This is a genomic window from Prevotella sp. P4-119 (assembly GCF_002251345.1).
Lineage (GTDB): Bacteria > Bacteroidota > Bacteroidia > Bacteroidales > Bacteroidaceae > Prevotella.
Genome location: NZ_NPJB01000110.1, coordinates 1 through 5855, shown reverse-complemented (window position 1 = coordinate 5855; position 5855 = coordinate 1). Strand labels below are relative to the sequence as shown.

General features: G+C 45.0%; 2 protein-coding genes and 1 pseudogene. 2 read left to right on the top strand and 1 reads right to left on the bottom strand.

Annotated features, from left to right (window positions below):
* Nucleotides 1-360 (bottom strand): annotated as a pseudogene (locus tag CIK89_RS13245) (transposase); the annotation flags it as partial.
* Nucleotides 361-974: 614 nt separating this feature from the next.
* Between CIK89_RS13245 and CIK89_RS13240 the strand changes: the two are divergent.
* Both CIK89_RS13240 and CIK89_RS13235 read left to right on the top strand, forming a co-directional pair.
* Nucleotides 975-1253, top strand: a complete 279-nt coding sequence (locus CIK89_RS13240) for a hypothetical protein (protein ID WP_094391827.1) — start codon at nucleotides 975-977, stop codon at nucleotides 1251-1253.
* A gap of 12 nt (nucleotides 1254-1265) precedes the next feature.
* Entirely contained in the window at nucleotides 1266-5291 is a 4026-nt protein-coding gene (locus tag CIK89_RS13235; protein WP_094391826.1) for an amino acid adenylation domain-containing protein, read from the top strand.
* Nucleotides 5292-5855 lie beyond the last annotated feature (564 nt).

Genomic DNA, 5855 nt, shown 5'->3' with positions numbered 1-5855 from the left:
GGAGCTGCTGGATGCGCTCAGGGGGAACGAAACTGCCGCGCACCAGTTCCTTCATCATGCACTCGGCTATCCACTGTGCATCTTTCACGTCGCTCTTGTGACCGGGAAGCTGCTTGATGAAATAGGGGTTGATAAGTTTCAGCTTGAAATGAGGTTCCAGTATGCGCCATACAGGAACCCAATAGACACTTGTGCTTTCCATACCGACCTCCTGCACGTGATACGTGAGCATCAAATCACGCATTTCCTCAAGCTGATTTGTTAAAACACCATACTTTTTCTCAAAAATCTCACCCGTGCTGCTCATAATACAAAGAAATATGCTATCTTTGGCACGTCAAGTCCGCATACTATTCTCATAATCCTAACTTTAGAGGATTAAACAATAGGCCCCAAATATACAAAATTGTGACGAAAAGAGCACGTATATAGGACAAAAATCTGTGGCGGACTTGACATTTTTTTTCTCAAACACTGCCCGGTTCGGGGAAATGACATTAGGTTTTTTATCCCGACTGGCTTATAATTCGGGGGTTTTATGTAAATTTGCTAAGGTGGTAGTCCTCCGTGCGCAGTTAAGTCATTGTTATATGAAAGTTTGTTTATCCAATGGCTTTCGCCTCTACCACCATAAATTAAATATAAAACTTCTTTATTATATTTCAGTATTATATTCATACACTATTAAGAATTTGACCGCCTTTCGATTTCTACCCCCAATTTTCATACAGCCATTCCTTACAATTGTTATGCGGATGATTGTGTAAATGAATCATAAATCCAAGTAGCAAATTGCGCATGAAAAGTTAAATCTTACACTCAGAAATGGAGTTTTTCCGATTTTCCTTCGTTTATCTCGAAAAAAGGAAATAACTTAGCCATAAAATTTAATTGATTAATTATGGGAAGTAAAGACTTAAACAGATTGAAGCTGGTCTTAGTCGAGAAGAAGTGAACGGCGAAATGGTTGGCGCATGAACCTGCGTGCAAATGTCCAGGTTCTCTCAAAACAGTATTCACCTATCTCGCTGCCAACAGTGTTCATAGGAGAGAATAATGTGATGAATCCTGAATATCAAATCGACGGAAGGGTGATTGTCAATTCGGGCATCGACTGTCAGTACTCGAAGATTAAGGCATCGGTAGATTTCTACAACATGTTGAACAAAGACTATTACCAAGGCGGGAGTTTCATATTGCCAATACCACAGCAGAAGTTTAACTTCCTTGCCAAGGTTTCTTATGTCTTTTAATGAGATTACACAATGACACGAATAAGGATAAGATTAAATGTTATTCAAGAAAAATTCTGGATGGACGATTTGTTGAAATCGCCGTCCACAGAATATAACGACCCTAACCATACCTTTATCATCAAGGGAAATCTGTCGTTGCCTGTCCTGAAGGAGGCATACAGGAAGATAATGGTTGAATATCCGCCGTTTTCTTCCATCGTCGAGGTCGATAACGGCAATCCCTATTTCGTGCCACAGGAGAATTTTGAACTGCCGTTCAAGCTCCTCACCATTGACAAAGACACTGATGCTGAACACGTTGAAAAGATGCTGTCTGACCTTGTCAATGTGCCCTTCGACCTTGGTCGTGAGCTGCCTTGCCGTTTCTGCTGCATAAGGAAGGGAGAACTCCACTATCTGCTCCATTCGTTCCATCATTTGGTTATGGACGGTATGTCGATAAGGACATTCTTCGACCGCCTGACAACCATCTACAATCAGCTGATGGACAACAGGTATGTCGCTGAAAACCAAATTGAACAACTCTTGCAGTTCAACAAGGTGCTCGACAGTCAGTTCAAGACAAACAATGCCGCCGACACCGCATATTGGAAGCAATATATCAAAGATGTGCCGGTGAAGGTGATACTGCCTCAGACAGTGTATGACAACACCAAGACCACAGATGCGCCCAACACCTGGCGTTTCCGCCTTGGAGAGGAGATGGACTCTAAGGTCAGCGGGCTATGCAAGCAATGCAACACCACCCATTTTCGAGTCTATTCCGCCGTTTGGACTCTTACACTGTCTAAGGTGCTTAACACCAGTGCCATAGCCTTGGACCACGCCTTGAACATGCGTCCCAAGGGTTGTCCGCTTTTAGGCGTGTTTGTAAATAATTTCCCCATCAAATACCCTTTCAGCGAATTTTCCGACAAGTCTTTCACCGACCTTCTGGAATACTCCAACTCCAATCGTATGGCAGAGCAACAGCATATTTTTGCCATCTATGGCGACTATCTGCCAAAGACCCACAACGCCATAAGGGACTCTTTTAATTTCAGCATTAACTATCCTCTGAAACTGGATGAGTTAACCGTTGATTTCAAAGATTGCGAGGTGTTGGATTGGCGACACGTCAACACCAACGTGTCTGCCGAACTGCTTCTTGTCATCGACGCCGACAAACAACTGACTTGTGACTTGCGCTATAAGCAAACCATATCATTGGAATATGTGAAGATGCTGGGCCACACCTTCGGATACATCCTCCGACAGGTGACGGACAATCCCAAAGTCTTGTTGTCGCAGATAAGGCTCATCGACCCTCAAAGACAGCAAGAACTCATAGAGATTGAGCAGGCAAACCTACAACTTGCCTCCAACCACGATCCCTTCACCTGTATGTTCAAAAAACAGGCGATGGAACATGCCAACCACATTGCAGTGGTGCATCAGGAACAAGAAATCACTTATTCTGAACTTGACAAACGGAGCGATGTCCTTGCCCGCAAACTGCATGCCATGGGCATTGCACGGTCCAATATCGGCATTGCATTGCCCAAGACCATCGATATGATTGTGGCAATACTCGCCACACTGAAATCAGGCAACACCTATGTGCCCATCGACATCCACCATCCGAAGGACCGCATCGCATTTATCGTCAACGACGCTTCCCTACGGCTTGTGTTCACCCATAGGGAAACACGTGATATGTTCGGCACTCTACCGTGTCTTGACCCAAGTGCAGCTGACATCATTGCCGACGACGAATCTGTGGCTTTGCCCCAGGTTCTTCCAGACGATGTCGCCTACATCATCTACACCTCCGGGACAACGGGCAAGCCGAAGGGCGTTCCAATTAGGCACTCAATGCTTAGCCAAACTATTGTCAACAACATTGCCTTGCAGAAGATGACCGAAGAGTCGAGGGTAATGCAGTTTGCCAACATTGTTTTCGACGCCTCCGTGGTGGAAATCTTTCCATCTCTTGCCATCGGAGCTACACTCTATCTGCCCTTGGAGGAAGACAGAAGGGACACGAGCCTGCTGCTTGGTTTCCTCACTCGTCACAAGATTTCGCTCATAAACATTCCGCCAGTGCTTCTTGTCACCTTGCCCCATACGGATTTGCCAGCCTTGAAGACTATAGTGGTAGGAGGCGATTTGACGAATAATAATGTAATAGAATTTTGGAGCAAGGACAGGTTGTTTATCAATGCCTATGGACCTACGGAAAACTGTGTCGATGTAACATACAACATCGTTACGCCTCGATCTGCCGTCAACGATATTGGCACCAGCATGCCAGGTGTAGCTTCCTATGTGCTCGACAGCCATCAGAACATGGTGCCCGACTATGCCGTGGGAGAGCTATACATCGGTGGAGTAAAGTTGTCTGACGGATACATCAACAGGCCCGACCTTAACCAAACCAAGTTCATATCCAATCCCTTTGCATCCGACGACGACAGGAAAAACCACCGTAATCTCGTACTCTACAAGAGCGGCGACCTTGTGATGCGTGACCGCAACGGGCATCTGTTGTTCCTCGGACGCACCGACCATCAGGTGAAGCTGAACGGCTTCCGAATAGAGTTGGGCGAGGTGGAGACGATAATCTCGGAATTTGGCAATGGCATCAAGAATGTCTTGGCAATGATAAGGGAAAACAACGGAAACAAAATGCTTGTGGCTTATCTCCTCGTTCCTGACGCGGAAAAATTCCCTGTTGATGACCTTAAAGCCCATGTCCTCAACCGTCTCCCTTCTTATATGGTTCCGTCGGCTATTGTGCCGCTTACGGCATTTCCATACAACACGAGCGGTAAAATCGACAGGCAAAAACTCCCTATGCCAGTTTCCGAGACAGACCTTGCCAACTACAATGCGCCAACCACTTTGACGGAAAGACGTCTTGTAAAGATTTGGGGCGACCTGCTAAACAAGGATTTTATAGACAGTAACGACAGTTTCCTCTCTTTGGGTGGCGATTCGATAATGGTCATTCAACTCGTATATGGAATTCACAAGCATTTCGGTATCTCCGTCAACGCGTCCAACATCTACGAGAATCCCACTCTCGAAGGCATGGCACGGCTTATCGACACAATGCTTGACAACACCGACGACAACGCTTGCCTTAAACTCCTTTCCATAGCCAGGGAGGTGATGGGCACAGAAGGAATTGATGCCGATACCGACCTCTTTGAGGCGGGAATGAACAAGGCTCTATTGGATGATTTTGTTCATATGTCGGCATCCAAAGCCTATGTCTTCTTCACCACTTTCGACGTTTTGAAGTTCAAGAGTGTGAAGAACTTAACAGACAACATCGACAGGAACCTATACTCTTGGGGCGAGGGTACCGACGAGAGAAAGCCGGTGATTATTTATTTCAACGGTTTTGTGGAGTCATACCCTTATAACATGCCTGTCATTTCCAGTTTCGAGAAGAACTTCTCGGTCTTTAACATCGAGTCGATATACAATTTCTTCATTGGCGGCAAGGATGTCTCCCTCCAAGTTTTGTTTGAAACATACGAAGACCTTATGATGGTGGCATTGAGAGACAAGCAAGTCCTTTTCTTGACCGGTTATTGCATCGGAGCCGAAATAGCCATCGCATTTGCCAAGTTTATGAGTCAGCGTCATCCCGGCATTAATCTCAGTGTGGTGAACATCGAAGCCGTATATGACCGCAAGAACTATTATTTCCTGAACCTTGATACCACTCAGAAGTCTAACGACCGTCGCCTTGAAATCTTCGACAAGGTATATGCCGATATGCCCGAATTAAACTACGATGGCACCGTAGTGAACATTATGGTCAACAAGCCCATCCTGCATGAGAACCAAGCCAATGACGAGGGAAAGACCAGAGAAGAAAACGAAAAGATGAGAAAATCGTGGAAGGGGAACATAGACAATTGGAACTCCCATTATCCCGCTTCTCCCTGCCATCTTCTCGACTGCAACCATATGGAAGTACGAGACCGGAAAGACATTCTCGACAGAATACAGGACATTGTATTAAATAGTTTCTCGTTTTGATAATCATAGTCGCAAAAGTTTTAATACTGATGTCTTCAGTACGATACTGCCGCCACTTTTAATACCTTAAACGAGGTAAGGAGGGGATTTGTAGGGCGTAAATAGGATGACGGAAACAGGATAATGATAGTAGGTATTTTGAACATTTTGTAAGGAATTAATATACCGAGATATTAGTAAAAAAACTACGGGAAAATGAGTGTATTAATGCGATTATGAGGATTTTATAATTATTTGGTATTGTAAGGAAAATGTTTTCGACTTAACTTTCCTCTATAAAACCTAATGGGATTTCCCCGCAAGGGTAATAAAACCCACAAGAATTCATAATAGTGGGGCATGGCTATTCATCACAGCCCCTCGTCAGGTCTGTGATAATCAGATACTTTCCTCTTCGAGTTTTACTCAGACTGGGTTCCATCGCCAGCCGTACCATCGGTTAATTTGCAATCACGGGGTGTCACCACCACAAAGATAGTAGCCTTGGCACGGCTGGTATATCTTGTCACCCTTTAGTGCAGGGTGTCAAAATCATGTTGTCAAAGTCCTTATAGCCGACTCCTT

Coding starts and splice junctions, on each gene's coding strand:
- CIK89_RS13240 (WP_094391827.1), top strand. CDS start 975: ATGAACCTGCGTGCAAATGTCCAGGTTCTCTCAAAACAGTATTCACCT.
- CIK89_RS13235 (WP_094391826.1), top strand. CDS start 1,266: ATGACACGAATAAGGATAAGATTAAATGTTATTCAAGAAAAATTCTGG.